The organism is Stenotrophomonas sp. NA06056, from assembly GCF_013364355.1.
Taxonomy (GTDB): Bacteria; Pseudomonadota; Gammaproteobacteria; order Xanthomonadales; family Xanthomonadaceae; genus Stenotrophomonas.
This window is the reverse complement of sequence record NZ_CP054931.1, coordinates 2,116,264-2,142,078: the sequence shown is the minus strand read 5'-3', so window position 1 is coordinate 2,142,078 and position 25,815 is coordinate 2,116,264. Positions and strand designations below refer to the sequence as shown.

The window sequence follows — 25,815 nt, the reverse complement described above, 5'->3', positions numbered from 1 at the left end:
TGAACGATGATCAAGCGGTTCGCACTGCTAACGCCATCTGAACGTCGCAATCCGCTAGGGTGATGGAAATCGCGTAGTCAGGCCGCATATTGTCCCCAACTGCCGCCGGAGTAATCCATGTTCAGCAAAGACCTCGAACACACCATCGGCCAGTGCTACAAGCGCGCCCGTGAGGCCCGACATGAGTTCATGACGGTCGAACACCTGCTGTTGGCACTGCTCGACAACCCGTCCGCCCAGGCCGTCCTGAAGGCGTGTGGCGCCGATGCCGACCGCCTGCGCCAGGAGCTGGAGCAGGCCATCGAGGCCTCCGTGTCCCGCCTGGCCGAAGATGACGGCCGCGATACCCAGCCGACGCTGGGCTTCCAGCGCGTGCTGCAGCGGGCCGTGTACCACGTGCAGTCCTCCGGCAAGAAGGAGGTCACCGGCGCCAACGTGCTGGTCGCCATCTTCGGCGAAAAGGACTCCCACGCCGTCTATTACCTCAACCAGCAGGATGTCACCCGGCTGGATGTGGTCAATTACCTGTCCCACGGCATCGCCAAGCTGGGCGAGGAGGGCGAGCAGCCGTCCTCGTCCGAGGGTGACGGCCGCATGGAAGGGGGCGAGGGCGAGCCCAAGGGCGATGCGCTGACCGAGTTCGCGAGCAACCTCAACGAACAGGCCCGTGCCGGTCGCATCGACCCGCTGGTCGGCCGTGCCGACGAGATCGAACGCACCATCCAGGTCCTGTGCCGCCGCCGCAAGAACAACCCGCTGTACGTGGGCGAGGCCGGCGTCGGCAAGACGGCCATTGCCGAAGGCCTGGCCCGGCGCATCGTCGAAGGCTCGGTGCCGGACGTGCTGGCCGATGCGGTCATCTATTCGCTCGACCTGGGTGCGCTGGTGGCTGGTACCAAATACCGTGGCGACTTCGAAAAGCGCCTGAAGGGTGTGCTGACCGCGCTGAAGAAGGTGCCCAATGCGGTGCTGTTCATCGACGAGATCCACACCATCATCGGCGCCGGTTCCGCGTCGGGCGGCACCATGGATGCCTCCAACCTGATCAAGCCGGCACTGGCGTCGGGCGAGCTGCGCTGCATCGGCTCGACCACCTTCCAGGAATACCGCGGCATCTTCGAGAAGGACCGGGCGCTGGCCCGCCGCTTCCAGAAGATCGACATCGTCGAGCCGACCGTGGGCGAGACCTACGAGATCCTGCAGGGCCTGAAGTCCAAGTACGAAGCCCACCACGGCGTTACCTACGCCGACGAGGCGCTGCAGGCTGCCGTCGACCTGTCGGTCAAGCACATTGCCGACCGCCTGCTGCCGGACAAGGCCATCGACGTGATCGATGAGGCCGGCGCCCGCCAGCGCCTGCTGCCGGAAGGCCAGCGCAAGGAGCTGATCGACGTCGAAGAGGTCGAGGCCATCGTCGCCAAGATGGCGCGCATCCCGGCCAAGCAGGTCAGCGCCACCGACAAGGATGTGCTGCAGCACCTGGAGCGCAACCTGAAGATGGTGATCTTCGGCCAGGACCCGGCCATTGGCACCCTGGCCTCGGCGATCAAGCTGGCCCGTTCGGGCCTGGGCAATCCGGAAAAGCCGATCGGCAACTTCCTGTTCGCCGGCCCCACAGGCGTGGGCAAGACCGAGGTGACCAAGCAGCTGGCGCTGCAGCTGGGCATCGAGCTGGTCCGTTTCGACATGTCCGAGTATATGGAGCCGCATTCGATCAGCCGCTTGATCGGCGCCCCTCCGGGCTACGTCGGCTTCGATCAGGGCGGCCTGCTGACCGAGAAGATCGTCAAGACGCCGCACTGCGTGCTGCTGCTGGACGAAATCGAGAAGGCGCACCCGGACATCTTCAACATCCTGCTGCAGGTGATGGACCGCGGCGTGCTGACCGACACCAACGGTCGTGAAGCCAACTTCAAGAACGTGGTGCTGGTGATGACCACCAATGCCGGCGCAGCGCAGGCGTCGCGGCGCTCGATCGGTTTCACCAAGCAGGACCACGCCACCGATGCGATGGAGACCATCCGTCGTGCGTTCTCCCCGGAGTTCCGCAACCGCCTCGATGCGGTAGTGCAGTTCCAGCCGCTGGGCTTCGAGCACATCCTGCGCGTGGTGGACAAGTTCCTGATCGAGCTGGAAATGCTGCTGCAGGAGAAGCATGTCAGCCTGTCGGCCACGCCGACCGCGCGCGACTGGCTGGCCCACCATGGTTTCGACCCGCTGATGGGCGCCCGCCCGATGGCGCGGGTGCTGCAGGACAAGGTCAAGCGCCCGCTGGCCGACGAGTTGCTGTTCGGCAAGCTGGTCAACGGCGGCAAGGTCAGCATCGACGTGCGCGACGACGAGCTGGTGGTCGAAGCGCAGGCCGAGCCGGAGCGGTTGTTGCCGGCCACCGTGGAGTAAGGGGGGCCGGGTATTGCCCGGCGGCGAAAGCAACGACAGGGCGGCTACGGCCGCCCTTGTCGTGTCAGGCCCTTCAACGACTGCGTTGGCGGGCCATGCGCTTGAAGGCGGTGGCTTCCAGGGGTTCTATCCGCTCGACCGTGCAGCTGGCGCGGTCGGTTTTCAGCTGGCTGCGCGAGCCGCCGCACAGCTGGTTGCTTTGGCCCTGGGTTTCAAACGCCAGCCGGCGCGAGGTCACGGCGCTGTTGCAGGAGGCGGTGAACACGACGCGGTAGTGCTGGTCGCCACTGCGCAGCAGTACATCACGATCAGCGCCGGCGCGGACGATCTGCTGATCCTCGCTCAAGGCAATGCAGCTGTCACCGGCGCTCGCCGACGGTGTGTCGGCGGCCTGGGCGGCAGGTGCGATCAGGGTGGCGGCGATGAGTGCGAGCGCAGCAAAGCCGGTGGGCAGGGTAGGCATGTTCATGGCGGGGGCAGGGGATGGCGATCCGGACTGGATCGGATGTCACGATGCCGCCGCCGCTGCGAATGCGAATCTGCCGCAAGCATGGCTGACCGATGTCACGGTGCATTCGGTCAGGGTGCCGTCCGGCAGGGCCGGATTTCAGGCATGACAAAAGGCCAGCATCCAGGGCTGGCCTTGTCGGGGTGGCGCAATACGCCAGCCGCTTACTTCATTCGGTAGGTGATACGACCCTTGGTCAGGTCGTACGGGGTCATTTCAACCTTGACCCGGTCACCGGTGAGGATGCGGATGTAGTTCTTGCGCATGCGGCCGGATATGTGGGCGATGATTTCGTGCCCATTTTCCAGACGAACGCGGAAAGTGGTGTTCGGCAGCGTCTCGCTGACGGTGCCCTCGAACTCGATGGAATCGTCTTTCGACATGTAGTCCTGTGCGGTTCAGAAAACGGCCACGTTGGGCCTAAGGCGCAGCATTTTACGCGTCAAACGCCCAGCTTGCAAAGATTGTGTTATTCCCCGGCAAAATCCGCTGCCGACACTCGCCCGATCAGCCGGGTCCAGGCGCCTTCCTGGCCCGGCGCCTGCACCGCACTGCGGACCTGCGCCAGAAATGCGGCACGCGGCAGGTGCTCGGCGCCCATGCGCAGCAGGTGCGGATTCTCCACCTGCGCATCAATCAGCGTCCAGCCCCAGCCGCGCAGTGTTGATGCAAGTGCAGCCAGCGCCACCTTGGAGCCGCCGCTGGCACCGCTGAACATGCTTTCGCCGAAGAACATCGCGCCGATGGCCACGCCATAGATGCCGCCGACCAGCGTCTGCCGGTCCCACACTTCGAAGGAATGCGCGAAACCCAGGTCGTGCAGCTGACTGTAGGCATCCACCATCGCCGGGCTGATCCAGGTGCCGTCCTGGCCGGGGCGGGGCGCGCTGGCGCAGGCAAGCATCACCTGGCTGAAGGCGGTATCGGCGGTCACGTGCCAATTGCTGCCGCGCAGTTGCCGGCGGAACCTGCTGCTCAGGTGCACGCCATCGGTGCGGAACACCATGCGTGGGTCCGGCGACCACCACAGGATCGGCTCGCCCTCGCTGAACCACGGAAAGATGCCGCCGGCATAGGCATTGAGCAGGCGCAGCGGATGCAGGTCGCCGCCCACCGCCAGCAGGCCATCGGGCTGGCGCAGTGCGGTCTCGGCCGGAGGGAAGGGGGCGTCCGGCGCATCGGCCAGGCGCCAGGGCAGCTGGCGGGTCATGCCGGCATTGTATTCGTCGTAGCGATACGCGATGTCTGGCACCATCACGCACTACCGGCAAGGAGCCCCGCATGAGCGACCCCATCACCGCCATCCTCGATGTGCACGATGCGCCGCGCACACGCAATGACAGCCAGGCCATGCTGTTGACCCTGGCCAGCGAAGACCGCCCCCAGCTTGGCGCGTTGCTGCTGCAGGCGCTGGAGCGCCGCTCGCCCAGCTCTGCCTTCCTCGATACGGCGCTGGATCTGCTGCCGGATGAGGCCGTCGTGCCGGTCTGCAGCGATGCCTGGCGGCGCTATCGTGACGGCGAGCGCGGTGAGCTTCTGACCAGCGTGCTGGAGTTCGCCAGCTACCAGGCGCCGCACACGCTGCAGGACGATTGGGAGGCGCTGCTGGAGGTCGCCATTGACGGCGACGTCCAGCTGGCCGCGCAGGTCTGGCAGGCATTGCCGCCGCCGCTCGCGGCGCAGTGGGCGCATCGGTTGACCGAGGCCGATGACGATCGCGAACTGGAACGCGCCAAGGCGCTGCTGTTGGCCACCCAGCCGGAAACCCATGCCGCCGCCCGTGGCTACCTCGCTGACTGGAGCGATCTCGACGCGGAGGTGTGGGCGCACTGGGCAGGCCTGGCTGATGGCCCTCGGCTGCACCGCCTGCATGGCCAGCAACCGCTGCACCTGCGCTTCGGAAGCAGGCAGCACCGCGCGCAGGTGGCCGAAGAGCCGAGCTGGCGCAAGCGGATCTGGCGGCTGCATCCCACCTGGAACGATGGTCAGGTGCATCATGCCGGGCATATGGGCGGCATGCTCGATGCCGTGTGTGGCAGCTGTCAGGCACCGCTGCAGCGTTTGCTGCAGACCGACGCTGCGGCGCTTGAGGAAGGCGCGGCCGGCTCGATCACCCTGGGTCTGTGCCTGGACTGCTGCGGCTGGGAAGATCCGCCCGTGCGTTTCTATCGCCACGATGCGGAAGGTCTGCCGAGCTGCCACCCCAGCCAGCACCGTGAGGTGCCAATCAATCCCACTGACAGTGGTGACCTGATGCAGGCCGACGTCGGTCTTGCCGCGATGGACAGCCATCGCTGGCACCAGCAGGACTGGGGTCAGTCCAATCATCGGCAGAACCTGTCACGGGTGGGCGGCGCACCCAGCTGGGTGCAGGGCGCGCACTACCCGGCGTGCATCGACTGCGGCGAGCAGATGCCTTTCGTGATGCAGCTCGACTCGACGTTGCCGACCACCAATGAAAGCATTCTGCTGTGGGGGAGTGGCGGCATGCTGTACAGCTTCTGGTGCGCGAAGTGCCGGGTGAGCGGGCATTTCTGGCAGTGCACCTGAGCGCAGTGCCCTGACTTGCTCTGGTAGGTGCCAACCTTGGTTGGCACGCTTCTCCGACGCTACGGTTCCGCGCGGAACGGCCCATGCCCCTGCAGCTCCTGCTGGTAGCGCCGCACATCCCGCCGCTCCTGCCGGCACCAGTCCTGCAGCGCTTCTGCGAAGTCCTTGTCAGTCATCCAGTGCCTGCTTCGCACGAGCGTCGGCAAAAAACCGCGTGCCAGCTTGTGCTCACCTTGTGCGCCGGGTTCGAAGCGCGCCAGGCCCTCGCGCAGACAGTACTCGATGCCCTGGTAGTAGCAGGCCTCGAAGTGCAGGCCGGGCAGGGTGGCGCCGCCCCAGTAGCGGCCGTACAGCGTGTCGCCACCGCGCAGACACAACGCGCCAGCGATAGGCTCGCCATCCTGTTCGGCCAGAAACAGCACCAGCCCGCGGCCAAGCGAAATCGCCAGGTGGCGCAGGAACGCCTCGGTCAGCGCTGGCGCATTGCCGTATTCCAGGAAGGTCTGCAGGTAGAAGCGGTACATCGCCTGCAGATCGACGCGACTGGCTTCGTCACCGTGCACCACCCGGAAAGTGATGCCTTGGCGGGTGACCTTGGCCCGCTCCTGGCGGATGTTCTTGCGGTGCTTGTGGTTCATCGCGCCAAGGAACTGCTCGAACGTGCTCCAGTCGCCCGGGTTCTGCCATTGGAACTGGATGTCCTCACGCAGCAGCCAGTCATCGCCGAAGGCGGTTTCGTCAGCCGCCGTGTGGAAATTGATGTGTGCTGACGACACATCGAGTGCGGGCAACTGGTCGTGCAGCTCAGCCAGCAAGGCAGGGCGCCGCGATTCATCGCGGGCCAGCAGACGCGGGCCGGTCACCGGCGAGTACGGCACCGCGCCGAGCCACTTCGGGTAGTAGTCGCGCCCGTGGCGCGCATAGGCATTGGCCCAGGCGTGGTCGAACACGAACTCGCCGTGCGAGTTGGTCTTCAGGTAGCCGGGAATGGCGCCGACCAGGGTGTCGCCTTCCCACAGAGTGAAGTGCTGAGGTTGCCAGCCCCAGTCCTCGCGCAGGCAGCCATGGGTTTCCAGGCCGTACAGGAAGGCATGGCTGACGAACGGGTTGCGGCCGTCGTGCAGGGCATCCCAGTCGGTGGCGGAAATGGACTGCAGGGAGTCGAGGAAGCGGGCGGAGGGCATGGGGGAAGGATAGGGCAGGTGGAGCAACGCGAGGTGGTACCGGAGGGCGTGACCTTGATGGCCAGGCATGGCCTGGCACTACTGAAAAGAAAAGGCCGGCGCCTTCGCGTCGGCCTTCACAGTCAAGCATGGTTCAACGCAGGCCTCAGCTGGCCTTGCCCTGTGCATCCAGGTAGCGCTCGGCGTCCAGTGCGGCCATGCAGCCGAAGCCGGCCGAGGTGATCGCCTGGCGGTAGTGCTGGTCGGCCACGTCGCCGGCGGCGAACACGCCTTCCACCGAGGTCTGGGTAGCGTTGCCGCCCAAGCCCGAACGGATTTCCAGGTAGCCGTTGTTCATGGTCAGCTGGCCGTCGAACAGTTGGGTGTTCGGGTGGTGGCCGATGGCCACGAAGAAGCCGTGGGCGTCGATGTCGCGGGTGCTGCCGTCCAGGGTCGACTTCACGCGCACGCCGGTGACGCCGGCCTCGTTGCCCAGCACTTCCTCCACCTGGTGGTGCCAGACGGTTTCGATCTTGCCGGCTGCGACCTTGGCGAACAGCTTGTCCTGCATGATCTTTTCCGCCTTCAGGGTGTCGCGGCGGTGGACCAGGTAGACCTTGCGGGCGATGTTGGACAGGTACAGCGCTTCTTCCACGGCGGTGTTGCCGCCGCCGACCACGACCACGTCCTGGTCACGGTAGAAGAAGCCGTCGCAGGTGGCGCAGGCAGACACGCCGCGGCCCTTGAACTCGTCTTCGGTCGGGATGCCCAGGTACTTGGCGGTCGCGCCGGTGGAGATGATCAGGGCGTCACAGGTGTACTCGTGGCTGTCGCCGATCAGCTTGAACGGGCGCTGCGACAGGTCCGCGGTATGGATGTGGTCGAAGATGACCTCGGTCTCGAAGCGCTCGGCGTGGGCCTGCATGCGCGCCATCAGGTCCGGGCCCATCAGGCCGTGGGCGTCACCCGGCCAGTTGTCCACTTCGGTGGTGGTCATCAGCTGGCCACCCTGCTGCAGGCCGGTGATGACGACCGGCTTCAGGTTGGCGCGGGCAGCGTAGACGGCAGCGGTCCAACCGGCCGGGCCGGAACCGAGGATGACAAGACGCTGGTGGCGGGAGGGCAGGCTGGTGCTCATGTAGACTCGCGAAAAGGTAGATGGGACAAGGCGCGGCGATGTTTGCACAGCATCCTTGGCTGGTCATAGAGTGGCGGCTGGGGCAGGGCGATTCAAGCCGATGAACAGAACAGCGCCATCCATGGGCGGCTTTGGGCCCTGTCCCTGCCTGGGCGGCAACGGATAACTGAAAACTGACGCCGTCTCGTTTATTATCAAACACTAACAGCGCATTCCAAAGGTATGGTCTAAGGTGGCGAAGCAGGTCCCCGAACGCTCCAAGTCCGACGACAAAAAGGCATCGCGTCGCTCGGCGGCAGCGGCCCCGACCGACAATCCACGCCGTCAGCGCCTGTGGCGCGACCTGGGTCTGATCGCCATCGCGCCGGCGCTGCTGTACCTGGCAGCCAGCCTTTTCACCTATTCAGCCACTGACCCGGGCTGGTCACACACCGGCAGCGTGGTTGCGCCGGTACACAACATGGGCGGCCGCGCGGGCGCGTGGATCGCCGATGTACTACTGCAGCTGTTCGGCTACATCGCCTTCCTGCTGCCGGTGGTGCTGGGTGCTTTGGCCTGGATCGCGATGTTCGGCCTGAAGCGCGAGAGCAAGGGCGAGAACGATCTGGACCCCGCGCTGCGCCTGGTCGGCCTGGTCGGCTTCCTGATCGCCGGCACCGGCTTCCTGCACGTGCGCCTGTTCAGTGGCGACGTCTCCAGTGCCGGCGGCATCCTCGGCAAGCTGGTCGGCAATTCGCTCACGGTAGGCTTCGGCGCGCTGGGCGCGAACCTGTTCGTGCTGGTGCTGCTGCTGGCGTCGATCACCCTGGCCACCGGGCTGTCCTGGTTCACTGTGATGGAAAAGATCGGTCGCGGCGTGATGTCGCTGGCGCCATTGCTGGAGCGCAAGAAGGAAGAAGTCACCGAGTGGCAGCAGACCCGGGTGATGCGCGAGGAGCGCCAGGAAGTGCGCAAGGCCGATGCCGAAGTGCGCGCCAAGCGCGAACCGGTGAAAATCGAGCCGCGCCCCGAACCGGTGATCGAAAAGAGTGACCGGGCCAAGCGCGACAACCAGATCCCGATGTTCCGTGGTGTCAACGGCGACGGCTCGGACCTGCCGCCGCTGGCCCTGCTGGACGACCCCAAGCCGCAGCCGGTGGGCTACGACAAGGACACCCTGGACGCGCTGTCGCGGCAGATCGAGTTCAAGCTCAAGGACTTCCGCATCGATGCGCAAGTGGTCGGCGCCAACCCTGGCCCGGTCATCACCCGCTTCGAGATCGAGCCGGCGCCGGGCATCAAGGTCAGCCAGATCAGTTCGCTGGACAAGGACATCGCCCGCGGCCTGTCGGTCAAATCGGTGCGTGTGGTCGATGTGATTCCGGGCAAGTCGGTGATCGGCCTGGAAATCCCCAACGTCACCCGCGAGATGATCTACCTGTCCGAGCTGCTGCGCTCGAAGGAATACGACAAATCTGCCAGCGTGCTGACGCTTGCGCTGGGCAAGGACATCGCCGGCCGCTCGACCGTGGCCGACCTGGCGCGCATGCCGCACCTGCTGGTGGCCGGTACCACCGGTTCGGGCAAGTCGGTGGCGGTCAATGCGATGGTGCTGAGCCTGCTGTTCAAGGCCTCTCCGAAAGACCTGCGGATGCTGATGATCGACCCGAAGATGCTCGAACTGAGCGTCTACCAGGGCATCCCGCATCTGCTGGCGCCGGTGGTCACCGACATGAAGGAGGCCGCCAATGGCCTGCGTTGGTGCGTGGCCGAGATGGAGCGCCGCTACAAGCTGATGAGCGCGGTGGGCGTGCGCAACCTGGCCGGCTTCAACAAGAAGGTGAAGGACGCGCAGGACGCTGGCCAGCCGATGATGGACCCGCTGTTCAAGCCGAACCCGGAGCTGGGCGAGGCGCCGCGGCCGCTGGAGACGCTGCCGTTCATCGTCATCTTCATCGACGAATTCGCCGACATGATGATGATCGTCGGCAAGAAGGTCGAAGAGCTGATCGCGCGTCTGGCGCAGAAGGCGCGTGCGGCCGGCATCCACCTGATCCTGGCCACCCAGCGCCCGTCGGTGGACGTCATCACCGGCCTGATCAAGGCCAACATTCCCACCCGCATCGCCTTCCAGGTCAGCTCGAAGATCGATTCGCGCACCATCCTCGACCAGTCCGGCGCGGAGACGCTGCTTGGTCACGGCGACATGCTGTACCTTCCGCCCGGCACGGCGATGCCCGAGCGTGTGCACGGCGCCTTCGTGTCCGACGAGGAAGTGCACCGCGTGGTCGAGCACCTCAAGGCGATGGGTCCGGCCGACTATGTCGATGGCGTGCTGGACGAGGTGCAGACGATGGGCGATGGCGTTGTGGTCGGTGCGACCGGCCTGCCGGAGACCAGCTCTGGCGGCGGCGACGAGTCCGACCCGCTGTACGACGAAGCGCTGCGCGTGGTCACCGAGACCCGTCGCGCCTCGATTTCCGGCGTGCAGCGTCGCCTGAAGATCGGCTACAACCGGGCGGCGCGACTGATCGAGGCCATGGAAGCGGCCGGCGTGGTCAGTTCGCCCGAACACAACGGCGACCGTACGGTGCTGGCACCGCCGCCGCCGAAGTAACCCTGCCGCATTCCCGACGTCCAAGGAACCGACGCATGCTTCAACCCGTTTCCTGCGCGCTGGCGCTGGCCTGCCTGCTGGCAGCCGGCCCGGCGCTGGCCGACGCCGCCGCGACGGCGGCGCCCGCGGTCGCGCCGCCGTCCACCGGCAGCGATGCCGAGGCCAGCAACAACTTCAGCTTCGTCCGCTATCGCGCCGACTACCAGGTGCGCGCCGATGCCGGCAACGTGCAGACCGAGACCTACGAGATCCTGCTCAAGACCAAGGCGGCGGTGGAACAGTTCAGCCAGGTGCGGTTGAGCTACAGCGAGAAGATGGAAACGCTGGACGTGGTCAACGCCTACACGCTGACCGCCGATGGCCAGCGCCGCGAGGTGCCGGCCGACCGCATCTACACCCAGGAAAGCTATTCCAGCGCCTCGGCGGCGATGTATGCCGACCGCAAGGTGCGGGTGATCGTGTTCCCCAACCTGGCACCGGGCACGCGGCTGTTCTACCAGGTGCGGCGCACCCAGCTGACGCCGTACTTCCCGGGCTACTTCGGCCTGTGGGAAACCTTCAATGTGTTCACCCAGTACGACGATGCCGAGGTGACCCTGAGCGCGCCGGCCAACCTGCCGATGCATGTGGACAGCCGCGGCGTGCAGGGCAGCGATCGCCCGGTGGTGAAGAACGGCCAGGCGACGTGGCGCTGGCGCTACCAGCGCCGCGAGCCGATGCAGGCGCAGAACTGGTCGGCGGCGGTGTGGGAGTTCGGGCCGAACATCATGGCCAGCACCTACCGCGACTGGGCGCAGATGGGCCGTGCCTATCAACTGAAGGCAGGGCCAGCCGCGCAGGTCACGCCGGAGATCCAGGCGCTGGCCGACGAAGTGACCAGCGGCATCAGTGATCGACGCGCACAGGCCGATGCGCTGTACCGCTGGGTCGCGCAGAACATCCGCTACGTGGCGGTGTACCTGGGCAATGGCGGGCTGGAGCCGAACAGCGCGCAGAGCATCCTCGACAACCACTACGGCGACTGCAAGGACCACGTGACGATCCTTGAAGCGCTGCTGGCGGCCAAGGGCATCACCAGTTCACCGGTGCTGATCGGTGCCGGCGGCGGGCCGACGCTGCCGAAGATTCCGCTGCTGGGCCGCTTCAACCACGCCATCACCTATGTACCCGAGTTCGATCTGTACCTGGACTCGACCAGTGCGTGGGCGCGCTTCGGCCAGCTGCCCGATGGCGACCTCGGCGCGCCGGTGCTGCACACCCGCGATGCCACCCTGGCGCGCACGCCTGCCAACGACCCGCGGCGCAACACGACGGTGATGGACGTGCGTTTCACCTTCGACGCGCAGGGCAATCTGCGCGGCGAGACCGTGCCGCAGCTGAGCGACAACGCCGAGATCGGCATGCGCGCGCAGTTCGCCCAGCTCAATGCGCAGAACCGTGCGCGCGCTGAAGAATCGATCATGGCCGCATCCGGTTTCGATGGCCGTGGCCAGCTGCAGCTGCAGGGCGTGCCGGTCGACCTGACCCGGCCGTTCGGTTACCGCATGGCGTTCCAGGCCGAGGATTACGTGGACTTCGACGTGGCCGGCGGCATGGCCGTGCCCGATCCGCCGGGCGGCGAATCGGTGCGCGGGCTGTATGCCAGCGCCTCGGCGCCGGACAACGAAACGCCGTTCTACTGCAATGCCAGCCTGCGCGAGGAAACCTATCGCCTGCAGTTCCCGGTCAATGCCCCGATCATCGCGATTCCCGGCAGCCAGCGGTTTGCCAATGCGGCAGGCGAGTACCGGGTCGACTGGAGTCGGCAGGGCCAGGAAGTGACTGTGCACCACCGCCTGCAGCAGAACGCGGTACGTGGCGCCGAGGCGCTGTGCCAGCCGCAGGACTATGCCGCCTTCCGCGCGCTGTTCCGCGAGGTCCGCCGGGGCTTCCGTGGCCAGGTGCTGTACGGCAAGGTGCCGGGCGTCGGCGGCTGAATCGCCGATGGACGGGGAGGGGCGTCATAATGGCGCCCTGATCGCCCATTCATCTTTTTCCGGGCACACTGGCACCCATCTTTCCTGGCGTACGCGCCCACAGGATTCCTGCATGAACCTCCGCCTCCGTCGTTTCCTTGCCACCACCACCCTGGCCGTGGCCTGTGCCGCCGCCGGCAGCGCCTGGGCGGGTGCCCGCGATGACCTGAAGACCTTCACCACCGGCCTGAAGGGGTTGGATGGGCAGTTCAGCCAGCAGGTGTTCGACAGCCGTGGCAAGGTCAAGGAATCCACCAGTGGCCGCGTCGCCTTGTCGGCACCGCGCCTGTTCCGCTGGGAGTACGTGCGCCCGCATGAACAGCTGATCGTGGCCGACGGCAAGAAGGTCTGGATGTTCGAGCCGGACCTGGAGCAGGCGACCGTGCGCGAGCAGGGCAAGGAAGAGCAGAACAGCCCGCTGACCGCGCTGATCAACCCGGCGCTGCTGGAGCAGCAGTACGACGTCAGCGAAGAGGCCGCACAGCGTGACGGCCTGCAGTGGCTGTCGCTATCGCCGAAGCGCGAGACCGAAGCCAGCTTCCAGTACGCCGCGCTGGGCTTCAACGCTCAGGGTCTGGCGAAGATGGAGATCACCGACGCCGTGGGCCAGCGCACTGTGATCAGCTTCAGCGGCTGGAAGCGCAATCCCAGCTTCGCCGCCAACACCTTCCGCTTCACCCCACCGGCCGGCACCGACGTCATCGGTAATTGATGGCGGTCGCCGGGCATGGCCCGGCGCTACCTGCTCTGGTGGGTGTCAACCGGCACCACCTTGGTGGGGGTCAACCCTCTGCTCTGGTGGGTGTCAACCTTGGTTGACGCGCTCTTGATCTGCCGGCCAGCGGCCGGCACTACCACCCGTGCGGCCTGATCCACCGGGCATAGCCTGGCCCTACCTGCTCTGGTGGGTGCCAACCGGCACCGCCTTGGTGGGTGTCAACCTTGGTTGACACGCTTCCGGCTGGCTCATCCGTTGTCCGGATGAACGATCACCTGCCACGCGGTGCCATCAAATCGAATCAGGTCCCAGGGCGTCAGCACCCACAGCACGCTACCGACGGAACTGATATCAACAATCGTTGCGCCTCTCAGTTCTTCGGGGATGCCTTCCAGCAACGGTTCAACTACGCCGGTTTCTAGCCTGTAGACGTAGAGGCCGCCATTCTCCGAGCCGATGTAAACCTGTTGCTTGTACTGGCACGCAGAGTTGAAGTTGATGCCTTCGCTGACGTCGTGGTGCAAGCACTCGAATCCAGTGGAGATGTCGCCCGTAACGATGGTGCCGTCCATGCCTACAAAGACGAGGCGGCCCTGGTCGGTCCTGCAAGCATGAAACAGCTCCGCAGTAGTGACTTGTTCGGGCACGGTCCAGCTCGAGCCATCCCAGTGCGCAATCAGGCCTTGGGAGCCGATTGCGTAGAGGTCAGCAAAGCCCGTTCCGCAGACGTCGTTCACGCTGCCCACGCGAAACTTAGCGAGTAGCTGGTTGAATCCTTCATCCTCCCGGACATGGGTCATGTGGGCGCGCCAATCGGCGAATCTCCGGCGAAGCTCTGCGTCGCGTTCCATCGGATCTCGAGGAAGTGCGGGAGCATCGCCCAGTTCGAGCAGATGGCCGAAATCTTCGAGCCAACTGTCGAAGTTATCCAGATCCGACTCGTCTTCGTACTCCTCGCAGAAGGCAGTCGCGAATTGGGTTGGAAGTTGCCGCCATCCGCCGTCGCCCCGATGATGGATCTGTCCTCTTGTGCCCGCGCAGAAAAGGGCGTCGCCCAGCAGTCGCAAGCGGGTAAGACCTCCAGGGAAGTCGGCGCCTTCAGCCGAGACGTACTCGATCGTTGCCCCAGCACGGGAGTAATCTTCCAGCTGCCCATAGAAATCCAGGGCAAGCACACGACGGGGGCGACCGCCTTCTTCCTCTGGGACAAGCTCTGTGGACATGACCTGGAAGTCCTGCAGGTCATGGTAGAACCACTCCTCTTTGGGGGTGCGGCCAAAGACGAACATGCGGGTGGGTGGGCCGGGATCCGGGTCGTAGTAGTCATGTCCGGGGCCAAGGGCGGCAGCCAGATAGTAGATGTCCTCGTCGACAGCGCAGCCAGCAATGAACTCAAGGAGATTGGATTCGGGATTTCGCACGCTTGGGTCCTTAAGGGTTGAGTTCCAAATTCTCGGCCACTGACGAGGGTGCACGACCCCCGGGAAAGGGCGTTCCATGTGAATCAGTGGCTTGCCGATGAATTGGCTGCGGCGGCTTCGGCTCATTTCCGACACATTGCCAGGCTGCCGGCCAGCGGCCGGCACTATCGATCCCTGCGGCCTGATCCGCCGGGCATGGCCCGGCGCTACCTGCTCTGGTGGGTGCCAACCGGTACCGCCTTGGTGGGTGTCAACCTTGGTTGACACGCTCTTGATCTGCCGGCCAGTGGCCGGCACCACCCGATCATGGCCTGGCGCTGGTGGGTGCCAACCTTGGTTGGCACGCTCTCGCGGTACAATGAGCGGGTGCCAAGACATCGCTCCACTTCATTCCCCGGCCCCGATCTGCTGAGTGTCGATCGGGAACACATGCGCCCGCTGGCCGAGCGCATGCGCCCCCGCACCCTGGACGAAATGGTCGGGCAGAAGCGTCTGCTCGCGCCGGAGAGCGCGCTGCGCCGCGCGGTCGAATCCGGTCGCGTGCATTCGATGATCCTGTGGGGGCCGCCCGGCTGCGGCAAGACCACGCTGGCGCTGCTGCTGGCCGAATACTCCGACGCTGAATTCCGCGCCATCTCTGCCGTGCTGTCCGGATTGCCCGAAGTGCGCCAGGTATTGGCCGAGGCCGCGCAGCGCTTCGCCGAAGGCCGTCGCACGGTACTGTTCGTCGACGAGGTGCATCGCTTCAACAAGGCGCAGCAGGATGCATTCCTGCCGCACATCGAGCGCGGCACCATCCTGTTTGTCGGCGCCACCACCGAGAATCCGTCGTTCGAGCTGAACTCCGCGCTGCTGTCGCGGTGCCGCGTGCACGTGCTGGAAGGCGTCTCACCGACCGATATCGTTGAAGCGCTGGAACGTGCATTGGGCGACCGCGAACGTGGCCTGGGCGAGGAGGGCATCGAAGTCGCACCGGAACTGCTACTGGAAATCGCCACCGCCGCCGATGGCGACGTGCGGCGTGCGCTGACCCTGCTGGAAATCGCTGCCGAGCTGGCGGGAGGGGAGGGTGGGCGCATCACCCCGCAGACCCTCACCCAGGTGCTGGCTGACCGTACCCGTCGCTTCGACAAGGGCGGCGAGCAGTTCTACGACCAGATCTCGGCGCTGCACAAATCGGTGCGCAGCTCCAATCCCGACGCCGCGCTGTATTGGCTCACGCGCATGCTCGATGGCGGCTGTGATCCGTCGTATCTGGCACGCCGGCTGACGCGCATGGCCATCGAGGACATCGGCCTGGCCGATCCACGCGCGCAGAGCATGGCGCTGGAAGCCTGGGATATCTACGAGCGACTGGGCAGCCCGGAAGGCGAGCTCGCCTTCGCCCAGCTGGTGCTGTACCTGGCCAGCACCGCCAAGTCGAATGCCGGCTATGCGGCCTTCAACCAGGCCAAGGCCGATGTGCGCGACAGTGGCACCGAAGAAGTGCCGCTGCACCTGCGCAATGCACCGACCAAGCTGATGAAGGAGCTGGGCTACGGCGCCGAGTACCAGTACGACCACGATGCCGAGGGCGGTATCGCGCTGGACCAGACCGGCTTCCCCGATGCAATGGGCGAACGGGTGTACTACAACCCGGTGCCGCGTGGGCTGGAGATCAAGCTGAAGGAAAAGCTGGACAGGCTGCGCGCGGAACGTGAGGCGGCGAGGGCGGCCAAGGGCCGCTGAGCTCCGCTTCTGTAGAGTCGAACCATGCTCGACTGCTTTTGACGACCGAGACCACCGTTTACGCACACCCCAAAGTGGCGGATACGTCAATCTGCGCCGATCAGTATCAGGTTGGTGCCTGTGGGATGAAGCCAGAGAAAGACTTCCTGCTTGCCTTTCCGATAGCCGGACGAGCAGACCGCCTGCCAACCCTGGCCACAATTGACCTCGGGGAATCCGTAGACGGTTGAGTGAGAGTACTCGCGTGGCGTTGCGACCCATCCAGCCTTTAACAGGGCACGACGCAGCGTTTTGTAGTCCATTTCCCATCGCGCACCCATCGCTTTGAGCGCGCCAGGCATTGGAGGCGGGTTTGCCTTGAGGCTGCCCATCATGTAGCCGGGCTCTATGTAGCCGGGCTCTGTTGAGGGCGGTGCGGACGTCAGGAGTAAGGCAATCAGGATGCTCTTCATTTGTCCTAGCGTAGTGGTGTTGCCGCGCTCGTCAAATGGCGCTGACGCAAATGCCACTGTGAAGATCAAAAGGGTCGTATGGAGGCCTCCTCCCCAGTGAGGCAGCCGAGCATGGCTCGGCTCTACATTGCCCCGCTCGTGTGCATTTGGCACACTGCGCGGCCCTGTTTTTCAAGGAACGATGCCGTGCAGGAAATGATTCTGCCGTTGAAGCGCTACGCCCAGTTCGAGGGCCGCGCCAATCGCCGCGAGTACTGGATGTTCCAGCTGTTCCTGTTGCTTGCCGTAACCGCGGTAGGCGCGCTTTCGCTCGCCGTGGCGCTGGTGGCGGGCCTCGTGCTGGAAGCCGATTCCAGCTGGATGGCCGGCATCGCGATCGGGGCGCTGGCGCTGGTGGGCCTGCTCTGGCTGGCCACGATCGTGCCGCTGATCGCAGTGACCGTACGTCGCCTGCATGATTGCAACCAGTCGGGATGGTTGTACCTGCTGGCGCTGGTGCCAGGGGGCGGAATCGTGATCCTGATCTTCGCGCTGCTGCCGGGCACGCCGCAGGACAATCCGTACGGGCCGGTGCCCGCTGGCCCCTGAGATCGCAGGCGTTGCCCCATGCAATGAAGCCGGCCCAAAGCCGGCTTCGTCGTTTCTGCACGGCTGGCAGCGGCGCAATGCCGATTACTGCAGGACGCAGTCACCCAGTGCCAGATAGTCCGATCCCGAGCTGAAACAGCAGTTCGTGTAGATCGACCCCGGTCAGCTTGCGTGTGCCGGCAGCTGCGGCATGCGTGCAGGGTGGAGCGTCGCCGCGCACCGTATCGATGTGGCCTCCGGCGCGGGGACCGAAATGAGAAGAAATGAGACAAGGTCGATTGAGGCTTGCCGGAAGCTTCACCTAGGGTGACTCGCCGTGCAACGCGCGCGCACTGCCGGCCACGGGGTCGCCGCAGTCCTTCCTGCCCTTCTACGATCATGAAACCACATCCGCTTGCCAGCAGCCGCATGAGCGAACTGCAATGGAGCGAGGTCAAGCGCCACTTGCCCCCCGCGCTGCGCGCACGCGTTCGCAGTCGGGATGCCGCCTATCGGCAATTCATCGAGGCTGTACTTTGGGTCGCGAGGGGGAATGCGCCTTGGGCCAGCATCCCTGAAGAGGCCGGTCCGTGGCGGCCGATCTACGTCCGCTATGTCCGCTGGGCCGAGCTGGGCTACTGGGCTGACGTCTGTACTGGACTCGGGGTGAACAGCCCCCTGGGTGAGGCACTGCGCGCCCACGCAGAGCGCAGTCGGGGCCGCAGTGAATGGCGGCAGCAGCGGCGTGGTTCCAAGTCCTGACCTCCTTTTGCACTGTTTGCGTGCTGTGCAACGCATTGAAAAATAGGCAAAAAAATTCCGAATGAGATGGAATGAGAACGAATGAGCGGGCCGCAGATGTCGCCTTGACCGTCGGTTCCTAGCATGCCGCTTCATGGCACTGGATATGTGCCTTTTGTCTCATTCACACGGACTGACAGATGAAAGCGAAGTCTCCTCGCCCCAACGGGCGACTGCTGTTGCTGGACGGGCAGCGTTGCCCGCATCCACCGCCGGACTGAGCCCGGCCGTACCCGGACGATCCGCCAGGGCCCCCGTCCGATCTCTCTCGAAGTGTTCCCGCCGCGACATCGCGCCGAACGGCGCGACAGGGTGGGCGCGCGCCCCGATCGAGCCAGCCCGGCATGTCTGGCCAACGTTTGGACATATCAAGGATTCACAACATGAACAGAATTTTCAGCAAAGTCTGGAGCAAGGCACTGGGCCGATGGGTCGTAGCGTCCGAGCTGGCATCGCGCCAGCGTGCGGGTTCAAACAGTGGCGCATCCACTTCCGTGGGTTCAGTCAGCCACAACCTGCTCGGCGTGGCGGTGACTGTCGCCCTGCTGGGGCTGCCGATCGAAGTGCTTGCGGGCAATGGCATCCATATCAATTCCGGTTCCGATGGCGAGTGCGTGAGCATCAACGAACCGGCATGGGACCCCATCAGGCGGACCCAGACGGAGCTGCTGAACTACAACATCAATTTCAAGGATGGCGATGGCAAATGCCAGCCTCCTCCCGTTTCGCCGACGGGCGTGCTGTTCTATCGGCCGGCCAGCGTGGCCGGTGTGGGCGCCACTTCGCTCGGGTTGGGTGGGGATCTTGTGGTCGGGGGAACGCTCAGCCTCAATCCGGGAGGCCTTGGCAAAATCCAGGTCCAGAGCCTGCAAGTGGGAAACAAGGCAAGTGCACTTGGACAGTTCGACTGGGCGCTGGGCGAGAACAGCGTAGCTGATGGTGACAAAGTGGATCCGGATAACGGCAACAAGGGCGCGGCACTTGCCCTTGGAAACGGTGCAAATGCACTGCATGCGAGTGCGGTGGCAGTAGGCGTGGCATCCAACGCGAGCGGAGCACGATCAACGGCAGTCGGGGCTGCCGCGAGAGCCATGGGGCATTTCTCAACCGCAATTGGTCGGTTTGCACAGGCCACTGGAAACAGCGCCACCGCTCTCGGTCGTGACACGATAGCGCGTTCCGAACAGTCCACGGCGGTAGGCTATGGTGCAAGAACGGCTACCAGTGCCAACCGGGCGGTGGCGATCGGTGCAAGTGCGCAGGCAAACGGGGTGGACTCGCTGGCGATGGGTAGCGGCGCGCTGGCCAGCAGCGATATGGCCAATGCAATCGCCATCGGCAAGGATTCGCGGGGAAACGCTGCCGACGCAATCGCACTTGGGGGTGGAGCAGTCTCTGAACATTTCAACAGCGTTGCGCTTGGCGCCACTGCGCGGACCAGTCCGCATCGGATCGTGGCGCCCGTGGTCCTCAATGGCACCCGCTACAGTTTCCTGCCCGAAGGTCTTGCAGTGGCCAATGTGAACGGCGTCGTCAGTGTTGGCGGTGCCGCGGCATCGCGGCAGATCATCAATGTTGCTCCGGGCGTTCTGGATGCGACCAGCTACGATGCCGTCAATGGATCGCAGCTGTTTGCCGCCTACCAGGAGATCAACAAGCTGGGTCAGAAGGACATAGCGCTGGCTGCCAAGGACGCCGAGCTGGAGGATCGTCTGAACAAACTGCCCAAAGGCGTCGATGGTCAATCACTGGCGGCGGCAATCGGTCCCGGTGCACAAGTGGATGGTAATGGAAGGATTTCGCTGCCGGAGCTGACTCTTGATAGCCTCGGCCGTCAATCAGGTGACTCCACCGCCCCGGCGGCGCAACCGACATCGCTGCTCGGGGCCATTGGCGCGCTGGATGGGGAGGTGGTCAAGACAAACGCTGCACTCGGAACGTTGTTTGATAGTGCGCTGCTGTGGGATGGCAATGAGCGTGCGTATTCCGCCCGGAACGGCACCGCTGAGGCAAATCGAATTGCCAATGTTGCAGCGGGAATCGGCCTCCAGGATGCCGTGAACGTGGGGCAGCTGCAGGGGGTGGAGCGCTCTGCCAAAGACGCGCGGACTATCGCCGACACCGCACAGCGCGCTGCGGACGCTGCGCAGGTCACCGCCAACGAAGCCAAGGCGGCAGCCGGTTCGGCCAGCACGCAGCTGGCGGGCATCGGTCCGCAGGAAACCGTAGCCGGCCGGATCCAGGATGCGGGCCAGTCCGTGGCCGATGCCTTGGGCGGTGGCGCCAGCGCGAATGCCGACGGCACGGTGTCTGCGCCGTCCTATGGCGTGGCGATGATCAATGCCGATGGCAGCACCGGTCCGGTGACCCAGCATGGCAACGTCGGCAGCGCGCTGACCGCACTCGATCAGAACGTTGGCACGGTCAATGACCGCGTCGATGGCCTGGCCCGCGACAGCCTCCGTTGGAACGAAAGCCTGGGCGCGTACGACGCCGCCCACGACGGGCAGGCAAGCAGCCAGATCGCCAATGTCGCAGCGGGTGTGAACACAACCGATGCAGTGAATGTCGGCCAGCTCAATGCGGTGGATCAGGTTGCCAAGGCAGCACAGTCGGCGGCCGGAGCCGCGCAGAACGCAGCAGATGGTGCGCAGCGCACGGCTGACGGTGCTGCGTCTGCGGCCGACCGGGCACAGGCAACCGCCGATTCAGCGATCAATGCTGCCGCGACGGCGGCGGCCGATGCCGGCAACGCGCAACGTACGGCTGACGGTGCAACTACAGCAGCATCCACCGCACAGCGCGCTGCGGACGCTGCGCAGGTCACTGCCAACGAAGCCAAGGCGGCAGCTGGTTCGGCCAGCACGCAGCTGGCGGGCATCGGTCCGCAGGAAACCGTGGCCGGCCGGATCAAGGATGCGGGCCAGTCCGTTGCCGATGCCTTGGGCGGTGGCGCCAGCGCGAATGCCGACGGCACCGTGTCTGCACCGTCCTATGGCGTGGCGGTGATCAATGCGGATGGCAGCACCGGCCCGGTGACCCAGCATGGCAATGTTGGCGGCGCGCTGACCGCACTCGATCAGAACGTTGGCACGGTCAATGACCGCGTCGATGGCCTGGCCCGCGACAGCCTCCGCTGGAACGAAGGCCTGGGCGCGTACGACGCCGCCCACGACGGGCAGGCAAGCAGCCAGATCGCCAACGTCGCAGCAGGTGTGAACACGACCGATGCAGTGAATGTCGGCCAGCTCAATACGGTCGATCAGGTTGCCAAGGCAGCACAGTCGGCGGCCGGAGCCGCGCAGAACGCAGCAGATGGTGCGCAGCGCACGGCTGACGGTGTTGCGTCTGCGGCCAACCGGGCACAGGTAACCGCCGATTCAGCGGTCAATGCTGCCGCGACGGCGGCGGCCGATGCCGGTAACGCGCAACGTACGGCTGACGGTGCCAGTGTGGCGGCAGACAACGCCCAGCGCACGGCTGACGGTGCAACTACAGCAGCATCAACCGCACAGCGAGCTGCGGATGCCGCGCAACTCACCGCCAACGAAGCCAAGGCGGCAGCTGGTTCGGCCAGCACGCAGCTGGCGGGCATCGGTCCGCAGGAAACCGTAGCCGGCCGGATCAAGGATGCGGGCCAGTCCGTTGCCGATGCCTTGGGCGGTGGCGCCAGCGCGAATGCCGACGGCACCGTGTCTGCACCGTCCTATGGCGTGGCGGTGATCAATGCGGATGGCAGCACCGGCCCGGTGACCCAGCATGGCAATGTCGGCGGCGCGCTGACCGCACTCGATCAGAACGTTGGCACGGTCAATGACCGCGTCGATGGCCTGGCCCGCGACAGCCTCCGCTGGAACGAAAGCCTGGGCGCGTACGACGCCGCCCACGGCGGGCAGGCAAGCAGCCAGATCGCCAACGTCGCAGCCGGTGTGAACACGACCGATGCAGTGAATGTCGGCCAGCTCAATACGGTGGATCAGGTAGCCAAGGCAGCACAGTCGGCGGCCGGAGCCGCGCAGAATGCAGCAGATGGTGCGCAGCGCACGGCAGATGATGCCGCGGTCCGGGCGACCGCGGCACAGGTGAGTGCGGATCGGGCGGGAGGCGTGGCAAACGCTGCGCTCCAGGCAGCCAACGCTGCGGGCGAAGGCGTCATCCGCGCCGCTGCGGAGGCGGAGCAGACCCGGAATCAGATCGTGCGCGGAGAGATCGGACTGGTGAAGAAGGACCCGCAGAGCAAGACCCTTACGATCGGAAAAGACACGGGAGGCGACGAGCTGGATGTCAGTGGCCACGAAGGCGGACGTCGCGTGACCGGCATCGCTGCGGGCCGGATCGACGACGCCAGCACTGACGCAGTCACTGGCGCGCAGCTCAACGCTTTGGACAAACGCGTGCAGCGTGCCGATGCGCTGGGAGAGGGAGTCGCGGTGGACAGGCCCGGCGCTGAGCTGCCTGCGGCACGGGCCGAGAAAGGCAGCGGTGCAATCGCGGTGGGTGCAGGGGCGGCCGCGGGTGGTGCTGGAAGCGTGGCGATGGGGCAGGGGGCTGCAACCACCGCTGCACAGGCCACTGCGTTGGGCAGGGACGCGGTCGCAAGTGCGCCTGGCAGTGTCGCACTGGGTGCTGGCTCGCGTGCCGATCGGCCGAACGCGCTCTCGGTGGGGGCAGTCGGCGCGGAGCGGCAGATCACGCATGTTGCGCCCGCCACGCGTGACACTGACGCGGTCAATCTTGCGCAGGCACGATCACTGTCACGGCAGGAGGCGGGCTGGGCGCTGGTCCAGGCCAATGGATACACGGATCGGCAGATCAAGCAGCTGCGGCGTGAAGCAAACGCAGGTATCGCGCTGTCGATGTCGATGGCAGGCCTTCCAAGCAGCTTCGTTCCGGGTGGCAGGATGATCGCAATGGCCGGTTCAACCTATGGCGGTGAGTCTGCAGTTGCGCTTGGCTTCTCGGCTGTATCCGAGGATGGCTCGTTCATGCTCAGGGCGTCGGGTTCCACCACCACTGAGGACCATGGCTTCACCATCGGTGTGGGATTCCAGTGGTGATCTTCGGGGCCGGTACGGACTCTGTGAAGGCGGGGGCGCTGTGCGCCTCCCCCGGATCTCGCGCGCGGGATACACAGCGTGACGTTTGATCGATGTGATAATCATTCGCGTTTGAGGTAGACTGCGGTCCCTTGTGAACCGGTGGCCGTGTGCCGCTCCCGCCGTCACTGATGAAGTCTTCCGTCCTGCCGCCGCGCCGTGGCCCGCTGCTATCTGGCCTGGCCACCCTGATGATGGGCCTGCTCCTGGCTACCCCGTACGCATACGCGCAGCAACGCAATCCGCTGCAGAAGATGGGCCAGACCGTGCTTGATGCGCCGGCCGCCAGCTATCGCTTCGAGCGTTTCGTGATCGACAGCCCTGACCAGCAACGCCGCTGGCGGGTGAACATCGCGATCCCGGCCAAGGCTTCGAAGGCCTCGTCACCGGTGCTGTACGCATTGGATGGCAATGCGGTGGCGATGGTGCTGGACCAGCCACTACTGACCGAACTGGCCGCACGCAAGGCGCCGCCGGTGCTGGTGCTGATCGGCTACGACAACGATCTGCGCATCGATTCGGCGTCGCGTACCCGCGACTACACCGCCTGGATCGACCGTGCCGATGATGAAAGCGGCAAAACCCAGGCCGTCGGCGGTGGTGCAGCGGCGTTCCTGGACATGATCGAGCGCCGCATCAAGCCCGAAGTCGAACGGCGCGCCAACATCGATCACCAGCAGCAGGCGCTTTGGGGGCACTCTCTGGGCGGCCTGTTCGTGCTCAGCAGCCTGTACACCCGTCCGGCCGCTTTCCAGTATTACCTCAGCGCCAGTCCATCGTTGTGGTGGAGCCAGGGCGCGCCGCTGGGTGACATTGAGCAGCAGTTCGTGCAGAACGCACACGGTCAGCCCGCGAAGGTGTGGTTGATGCTCGGCGGCGCCGAGCGCGTCGGCGACCGTGGCAAGCGCGACATGAACAATCCGCGCGTGGTCGCGCATCTGCGCCGCATTGGCGGCGCCACACCGGATGCAGCGATGCAGCTGTCCGAACGCCTGGGCAAGGTGCCGGGGCTGAGCGTGCAGTACCGCGAGTTCCCCGGCCTCGGCCATGGCCCGATGCTGCCGGCGTCCTTCCACGCCGCCCTGCATGAGCTGTACGGCGTGACCGATCGCAGCGCCGGTGACGGCCAGGCAGCCGGTGGTGACACCGCCGCCGAATGAACCCCTCGCACGGCGGCGCCGTGCGGCCCCACTACCCAGGCGGACTGTCGACGTGCAGTGGCCAAGGCAACCGATGAATCCCGCGCCACGAGGCGCGGCCTACGTGTGCAAGGAGCCTTCCATGTCGTTCCGTCCGTCTTTCCGTCTCACCTCCCTGGCTGCCGGCCTGCTGCTGGCAGTGACCGCCACCGCACAGCCGGTGTTCGACCAGCCGGCCAGCGCCACCTTCAAGGGCCAGGTTGTCTCACGCGGTGAGAACGTGGTTCCCGGCAGCACCGCCGATGTCACCGGCCGCGGCTTCGTGCCGGGCCAGCAGGTCAGCCTGCTGCGTGGCGATACCGTGCTCAACAGTCAGCCCGTGGTGGTGGATGCCGATGGCAACTTCAAGACCCAGCTGGCCATTCCGGCCGACGCGGTGCCGGGCACCCACCCGGTGGTGGTGCGCGCCAGCCAGCCGGCCGCTGCAACCGTGCTGAAGCTGCGCGTGTCGCCGCAGGTGCCGCTGTCGGGCCAGGCGCAGTTCGCCACCCAGTCCAACAAGCTGGTGCCGGGTCTGTACCAGTCGGCCTACAGCGCCGCCAGCAACGCGGTGTTCGTCACCTCGGCGGTCGGTCGCCCGCCGGTTACCCAGTCGCAGCTGCTGAAGCTGGACCCGAAGTCGCTGAAGGTAACCAAGGCCATCACCCCGGCGCAGGTGCCGGGCAGCACCAATGGTGCGGTGTTCGCGGTGTATGGCGTGGGCGTGGACGATGCCAACGGCAACGTCTGGGTCAGCAACACCCGCCAGGACACCGTGGCCGTCTATCGCCAGGCGGATCTGTCGCTGGTCCACCAGTTCCCGGTCGGCACCGTACCGCACGCCCGTGACGTGGTGGTCGACAGCACGCACGGCAAGGTGTTCGCCTCGGCCACTGGCGAAGATCATCTGTCGGTGTTCGATGCGAAGACGCTGAAGGCGCTGGAGCCGATCACCCTGGCCTCCGGCGTGGACGACGAGAAGTTCGTGCCGATGAGCCTGGTACTGGATGAGCCCAGCGGCAAGCTGTTCACCGTCAGCATCGGCACGCCGGAAGCGGCGGTGATCGATGTGGCCAGCGGCAAGGTCGACAAGGTGATCGACCTGGGCAATTCGATCAGCGCTTCGGGCGTGGCGTTCGATGCCCAGCGCAACCGCCTCTACGTCGCCTCGCAGGGTACCGACAACCTGCTGATCGTCGACGTGGCCAGCGGCAAGGTCGTGCACGACGTGCCGGTCGGTGCCGGTGCACTGAACGTGGCCTTCGATGCCAAGAGCGGCCTTGCCTATGTCACCAACCGCGGCGCCGGTACGGTCACCGCCGTTGATCGTGATGGCAAGGTGGTCGGCAACCTCGATGGCGGCACCTTCCCCAACCACGTTCGCGCCGACGGCAAGGGCAATGTCTTCGCCGTGAACAAGTCGCGTGGCGCTGAGGATCCGAAGGGTGACCGCATCACCCGCATCAGCCTGCGCCAGCCGTAAG

18 protein-coding genes are annotated in these 25,815 nt (G+C 65.5%); 11 read left to right on the top strand and 7 right to left on the bottom strand.

Features of this window, described 5'->3' with window-relative positions:
- The first annotated feature begins 117 nt into the window (after positions 1-117).
- Entirely contained in the window at positions 118-2,400 is a 2,283-nt protein-coding gene (gene clpA / locus HUT07_RS09460; protein ID WP_176020739.1) for an ATP-dependent Clp protease ATP-binding subunit ClpA, read from the top strand.
- A gap of 73 nt (positions 2,401-2,473) precedes the next feature.
- Here clpA and HUT07_RS09455 read toward each other — a convergent pair whose 3' ends face one another.
- The 3 genes from HUT07_RS09455 to aat all read right to left on the bottom strand — a co-directional run bounded on the left by HUT07_RS09455 (position 2,474) and on the right by aat (position 4,118).
- Entirely contained in the window at positions 2,474-2,863 is a 390-nt protein-coding gene (locus HUT07_RS09455) for a hypothetical protein (protein WP_343203031.1), read from the bottom strand.
- A gap of 209 nt (positions 2,864-3,072) precedes the next feature.
- On the bottom strand, positions 3,073-3,291 hold the full coding sequence (gene infA, locus HUT07_RS09450) for a translation initiation factor IF-1 (protein ID WP_005409596.1): 219 nt from the start codon (positions 3,289-3,291) through the stop codon (positions 3,073-3,075).
- Between the two features lie 86 nt (positions 3,292-3,377).
- Positions 3,378-4,118: a leucyl/phenylalanyl-tRNA--protein transferase gene (gene aat / locus HUT07_RS09445; RefSeq protein ID WP_176022516.1), complete on the bottom strand. Its 741-nt coding sequence runs from the start codon at positions 4,116-4,118 to the stop codon at positions 3,378-3,380.
- Positions 4,119-4,189: 71 nt separating this feature from the next.
- Between aat and HUT07_RS09440 the strand changes: the two genes are divergently transcribed.
- Complete coding sequence (locus tag HUT07_RS09440; protein ID WP_176020737.1) at positions 4,190-5,458, top strand: hypothetical protein; 1,269 nt, start codon at positions 4,190-4,192, stop codon at positions 5,456-5,458.
- A 59-nt stretch (positions 5,459-5,517) separates the two neighbouring features.
- Here HUT07_RS09440 and HUT07_RS09435 read toward each other — a convergent pair whose 3' ends face one another.
- Both HUT07_RS09435 and trxB read right to left on the bottom strand, forming a co-directional pair.
- On the bottom strand, positions 5,518-6,642 hold the full coding sequence (locus HUT07_RS09435) for a GNAT family N-acetyltransferase (RefSeq protein ID WP_176020736.1): 1,125 nt from the start codon (positions 6,640-6,642) through the stop codon (positions 5,518-5,520).
- 145 nt (positions 6,643-6,787) lie between these two features.
- Positions 6,788-7,759: a thioredoxin-disulfide reductase gene (trxB, locus tag HUT07_RS09430; RefSeq protein WP_176020735.1), complete on the bottom strand. Its 972-nt coding sequence runs from the start codon at positions 7,757-7,759 to the stop codon at positions 6,788-6,790.
- Positions 7,760-7,991: 232 nt separating this feature from the next.
- Here trxB and HUT07_RS09425 point away from each other — a divergent pair, with 232 nt between their 5' ends.
- The 3 genes from HUT07_RS09425 (at position 7,992) to lolA (ending at position 13,082) form a co-directional block, all read left to right on the top strand.
- Positions 7,992-10,355 carry a DNA translocase FtsK gene (locus HUT07_RS09425; RefSeq protein WP_176020734.1) on the top strand — a complete coding sequence of 788 codons (2,364 nt, stop codon included), beginning with the start codon at positions 7,992-7,994 and terminating at the stop codon, positions 10,353-10,355.
- 35 nt (positions 10,356-10,390) lie between these two features.
- Positions 10,391-12,331 (top strand): DUF3857 domain-containing transglutaminase family protein, encoded by a 1,941-nt coding sequence (locus HUT07_RS09420; protein WP_176020733.1) that lies wholly within the window; start codon positions 10,391-10,393, stop codon positions 12,329-12,331.
- A 112-nt stretch (positions 12,332-12,443) separates the two neighbouring features.
- Positions 12,444-13,082 carry an outer membrane lipoprotein chaperone LolA gene (lolA, locus tag HUT07_RS09415; RefSeq protein ID WP_176020732.1) on the top strand — a complete coding sequence of 213 codons (639 nt, stop codon included), beginning with the start codon at positions 12,444-12,446 and terminating at the stop codon, positions 13,080-13,082.
- A gap of 254 nt (positions 13,083-13,336) precedes the next feature.
- Here the strand turns inward: lolA and HUT07_RS09410 are convergent, their stop codons facing one another.
- Positions 13,337-14,509: a hypothetical protein gene (locus HUT07_RS09410; protein ID WP_176020731.1), complete on the bottom strand. Its 1,173-nt coding sequence runs from the start codon at positions 14,507-14,509 to the stop codon at positions 13,337-13,339.
- Positions 14,510-14,938: 429 nt separating this feature from the next.
- On the opposite strand from HUT07_RS09410, the gene HUT07_RS09405 reads away from it, so the two are divergent.
- Positions 14,939-16,237 (top strand): replication-associated recombination protein A, encoded by a 1,299-nt coding sequence (locus HUT07_RS09405; protein WP_254898840.1) that lies wholly within the window; start codon positions 14,939-14,941, stop codon positions 16,235-16,237.
- A gap of 86 nt (positions 16,238-16,323) precedes the next feature.
- On the opposite strand, the gene HUT07_RS09400 is transcribed toward HUT07_RS09405, so the two are convergent.
- Positions 16,324-16,689, bottom strand: coding sequence for a hypothetical protein (locus HUT07_RS09400; protein ID WP_176020729.1), 366 nt, complete (start codon positions 16,687-16,689; stop codon positions 16,324-16,326).
- A 186-nt stretch (positions 16,690-16,875) separates the two neighbouring features.
- On the opposite strand from HUT07_RS09400, the gene HUT07_RS09395 reads away from it, so the two are divergent.
- The 5 genes from HUT07_RS09395 (at position 16,876) to HUT07_RS09375 (ending at position 25,814) form a co-directional block, all read left to right on the top strand.
- Positions 16,876-17,277 carry a DUF805 domain-containing protein gene (locus tag HUT07_RS09395; RefSeq protein WP_176022515.1) on the top strand — a complete coding sequence of 134 codons (402 nt, stop codon included), beginning with the start codon at positions 16,876-16,878 and terminating at the stop codon, positions 17,275-17,277.
- Between the two features lie 408 nt (positions 17,278-17,685).
- The gene (locus HUT07_RS09390) at positions 17,686-18,018 is read left to right on the top strand and encodes a transposase (protein ID WP_176020728.1); all 333 of its coding nucleotides are present in this window, start codon (positions 17,686-17,688) and stop codon (positions 18,016-18,018) included.
- 1,493 nt (positions 18,019-19,511) lie between these two features.
- Positions 19,512-23,114 (top strand): YadA-like family protein, encoded by a 3,603-nt coding sequence (locus HUT07_RS09385; protein ID WP_254898839.1) that lies wholly within the window; start codon positions 19,512-19,514, stop codon positions 23,112-23,114.
- A 170-nt stretch (positions 23,115-23,284) separates the two neighbouring features.
- Positions 23,285-24,313: an alpha/beta hydrolase-fold protein gene (locus HUT07_RS09380; RefSeq protein ID WP_176020726.1), complete on the top strand. Its 1,029-nt coding sequence runs from the start codon at positions 23,285-23,287 to the stop codon at positions 24,311-24,313.
- Positions 24,314-24,434: 121 nt separating this feature from the next.
- Positions 24,435-25,814: an ATP-binding protein gene (locus tag HUT07_RS09375; protein WP_176020725.1), complete on the top strand. Its 1,380-nt coding sequence runs from the start codon at positions 24,435-24,437 to the stop codon at positions 25,812-25,814.
- Position 25,815 lies beyond the last annotated feature (1 nt).

Coding starts and splice junctions, on each gene's coding strand:
- aat (WP_176022516.1), bottom strand. CDS start 4,118: ATGACCCGCCAGCTGCCCTGGCGCCTGGCCGATGCGCCGGACGCCCCC.
- HUT07_RS09420 (WP_176020733.1), top strand. CDS start 10,391: ATGCTTCAACCCGTTTCCTGCGCGCTGGCGCTGGCCTGCCTGCTGGCA.
- HUT07_RS09375 (WP_176020725.1), top strand. CDS start 24,435: ATGTCGTTCCGTCCGTCTTTCCGTCTCACCTCCCTGGCTGCCGGCCTG.
- clpA (WP_176020739.1), top strand. CDS start 118: ATGTTCAGCAAAGACCTCGAACACACCATCGGCCAGTGCTACAAGCGC.
- HUT07_RS09380 (WP_176020726.1), top strand. CDS start 23,285: ATGAAGTCTTCCGTCCTGCCGCCGCGCCGTGGCCCGCTGCTATCTGGC.
- HUT07_RS09400 (WP_176020729.1), bottom strand. CDS start 16,689: ATGAAGAGCATCCTGATTGCCTTACTCCTGACGTCCGCACCGCCCTCA.
- HUT07_RS09435 (WP_176020736.1), bottom strand. CDS start 6,642: ATGCCCTCCGCCCGCTTCCTCGACTCCCTGCAGTCCATTTCCGCCACC.
- HUT07_RS09405 (WP_254898840.1), top strand. CDS start 14,939: ATGCGCCCGCTGGCCGAGCGCATGCGCCCCCGCACCCTGGACGAAATG.
- HUT07_RS09455 (WP_343203031.1), bottom strand. CDS start 2,863: ATGCCTACCCTGCCCACCGGCTTTGCTGCGCTCGCACTCATCGCCGCC.
- lolA (WP_176020732.1), top strand. CDS start 12,444: ATGAACCTCCGCCTCCGTCGTTTCCTTGCCACCACCACCCTGGCCGTG.
- HUT07_RS09440 (WP_176020737.1), top strand. CDS start 4,190: ATGAGCGACCCCATCACCGCCATCCTCGATGTGCACGATGCGCCGCGC.
- infA (WP_005409596.1), bottom strand. CDS start 3,291: ATGTCGAAAGACGATTCCATCGAGTTCGAGGGCACCGTCAGCGAGACG.
- HUT07_RS09390 (WP_176020728.1), top strand. CDS start 17,686: ATGAGCGAACTGCAATGGAGCGAGGTCAAGCGCCACTTGCCCCCCGCG.
- trxB (WP_176020735.1), bottom strand. CDS start 7,759: ATGAGCACCAGCCTGCCCTCCCGCCACCAGCGTCTTGTCATCCTCGGT.